General features: G+C 51.8%; 3 protein-coding genes. All 3 read right to left on the bottom strand.

Features of this window, described 5'->3' with window-relative positions; genetic code table 11:
* Nucleotides 1–122: 122 nt before the first annotated feature.
* Nucleotides 123–1,058 (bottom strand): radical SAM protein, encoded by a 936-nt coding sequence (locus tag D5S03_RS01195; RefSeq protein WP_287042433.1) that lies wholly within the window; start codon nucleotides 1,056–1,058, stop codon nucleotides 123–125.
* A gap of 277 nt (nucleotides 1,059–1,335) precedes the next feature.
* Nucleotides 1,336–1,527, bottom strand: a complete 192-nt coding sequence (locus D5S03_RS01200) for a DUF2283 domain-containing protein (RefSeq protein WP_008868643.1) — start codon at nucleotides 1,525–1,527, stop codon at nucleotides 1,336–1,338.
* Nucleotides 1,524–1,784: a DUF4258 domain-containing protein gene (locus D5S03_RS01205; RefSeq protein ID WP_287042434.1), complete on the bottom strand. Its 261-nt coding sequence runs from the start codon at nucleotides 1,782–1,784 to the stop codon at nucleotides 1,524–1,526. Before D5S03_RS01205 ends, D5S03_RS01200 begins: the two co-directional genes overlap by 4 nt.
* Between the last annotated feature and the right edge of the window lie 244 nt (nucleotides 1,785–2,028).

Below are 2,028 nucleotides of genomic sequence, written 5' to 3' on the forward strand. Positions count from 1 at the left end.
TGATTGCTTATCCTGCTTGCCCCGTTGAATCTCTTCCATTCAACTGGGGTAATCCTGTCCAAGGCCTGCCACGCGCAGCGCGTGGTTATTGTTTTTTGTGACAGATTTTCAGGAGTAAGCCACTAAACCAGCAGCCGGAAAATGCCCGAAGACCTCTGGTCCAGGTTGGTCAGTCCGAGTTTGCGGGCTTTTTTATTCAGGGTCTCCACCTGGTTGCCGCTGACCCGGCCCAGGAGTTCCGGATAGTTATGGGCCATGCCGGCCGGACGGTACTGACCCATGATGTTTAAAAAGGTATCCTTGCTCAGGTTTTCTGCAAAAAACTGCAGCCACTCATCCGAGCCGGCCAGGTTGTCCGGCATGACCAGGTGCCGGATCATCAGTCCCCTCCTGGCGATGCCCTGATCATCAGTTTCCAGTCCCCCCACCTGGCGGTGCATCTCCAGGATGGCCTCTTTTGCTTTCTGGGGGTAGTCCGGGGCGTCTGCGTATTTGCGGGCCTGTTCGCTGTAGAAAAACTTGGAGTCCGCCAGATATATGTCCACAATGCCCTCCAGAAGCTTCAGGGTGTGCACTTCGTCGTAGGAGCTGGTGTTATATACCAGGGGAATATTCAGCCCGTCACCAGCGGCCAGTTCCAGTGCCTTCGGGACCTGCAGGACCACATGGGAAGGAGTGACCAGGTTGATATTGTGCGCTCCCTGTTTCTGCAGCTGCATGAAGATCCAGGCCAGCTGATTTGGGTGCACTTCCTGGTGGGTGCTCTGGTTGTCGCTTATGTCGTGGTTCTGGCAGAAGACGCAGCCCAGGTTGCAGTGGCCGAAGAATACTGTTCCTGAACCGCGCTCGCCAACCAGAGGGTCTTCCTCTCCGAAATGCAGATTGAACGCGGCCACCTGAGCCAGGGGGCCTGTGCGGCAGAACCCCAGCTCTCCCTCCAGCCTGTTCACCCCACAGTTGCGCGGGCACAGGCAGCATCTGGTTGACCACTGCCCGGCCTTGTCGATCCTGCGCTTCAACTCGCCTGTTTCCAGCGCCTGTAAGTAACCCGGCTGCATGTGCCTACTCCATTTTTGAGGTTTTAATTCTGCATATTCTCAGGTTATACTATGGTGCTGAAAGTCTGAACCGCCTCCGATAGTCGGATGAAAAATAGAATCTTTGTCCCGTGTCAGGTCTCTTAAAAGTTTTTTTGACAGGCTGTTTGTCGATCACGCAACTCAAGGTAAACTCTGGATAAAAACCGGACGTGCTGCTGGTCTTTGTCTGCAAGTTCAGAAAATGTATAACTGTCATTAAAGAAAATATACTGCCATCTGCGAAGATCTACGAGATCTATGCAGCTTCACTTCTAAGCAGTGGCCAGGCCCCCTGTTTAGAGGCATCAAGAACGACAACTTCAACGACAGTTCCATCCCCCGCATAACTAATATGTGTATTCCAGTCCTGGGAAGTTTCTCTGGTTATTTCTTTATTGGAAAGACGAATAACGAGGATATCGTCAGCTTCATCATAACTCACTCTCATGACTCCACCTCCCACTGAAAATGGTGCATTACTGTCTTTATTACCATCTTTTCCTCAAGGGCAACAGCTACACAGAGAAGATTATCGTCCCGATCAGGAAAAGCCAGGGCTATCCATAACCTTACATCATCTTTGTGTCGAATGGTTCCATTTTCCAGAATCCAACTGATTGTCTCTTCGCTTATTCCTCGCTGAAACATACGCTCTCGTGCATGCCGGGTAAAATATACCTCAAGACCAAACCGCTGGCAAAACATACTCTGGTTACCTTTTTCGATACGCCTGCAAAAAGTTATTTTTGCAGGCGTATCATGAAGAGCCTGGTGGTATGCGATCAGCCTTTTTTCAGCTGTTCAGCCAGGAGCTCGGCTATATGCTTGACCTTGATGTCCTTGCCGTCTTTGGCCATGCCGCCGCGGATCTGCATGACGCATCCGGGGCAGTCGGTGGCCACGGCCGAGACCTGACCGGCCTGCAGGTTGGCCATTTTTTTGGCCAGCA

It is taken from the genome of Desulfonatronospira sp. MSAO_Bac3 (assembly GCF_003838035.1).
In the GTDB taxonomy this organism is placed as follows: domain Bacteria; phylum Desulfobacterota; class Desulfovibrionia; order Desulfovibrionales; family Desulfonatronovibrionaceae; genus Desulfonatronospira; species Desulfonatronospira thiodismutans.

Coding starts and splice junctions, on each gene's coding strand:
- D5S03_RS01195 (WP_287042433.1), bottom strand. CDS start 1,058: ATGCAGCCGGGTTACTTACAGGCGCTGGAAACAGGCGAGTTGAAGCGC.
- D5S03_RS01200 (WP_008868643.1), bottom strand. CDS start 1,527: ATGAGAGTGAGTTATGATGAAGCTGACGATATCCTCGTTATTCGTCTT.
- D5S03_RS01205 (WP_287042434.1), bottom strand. CDS start 1,784: ATGTTTTGCCAGCGGTTTGGTCTTGAGGTATATTTTACCCGGCATGCA.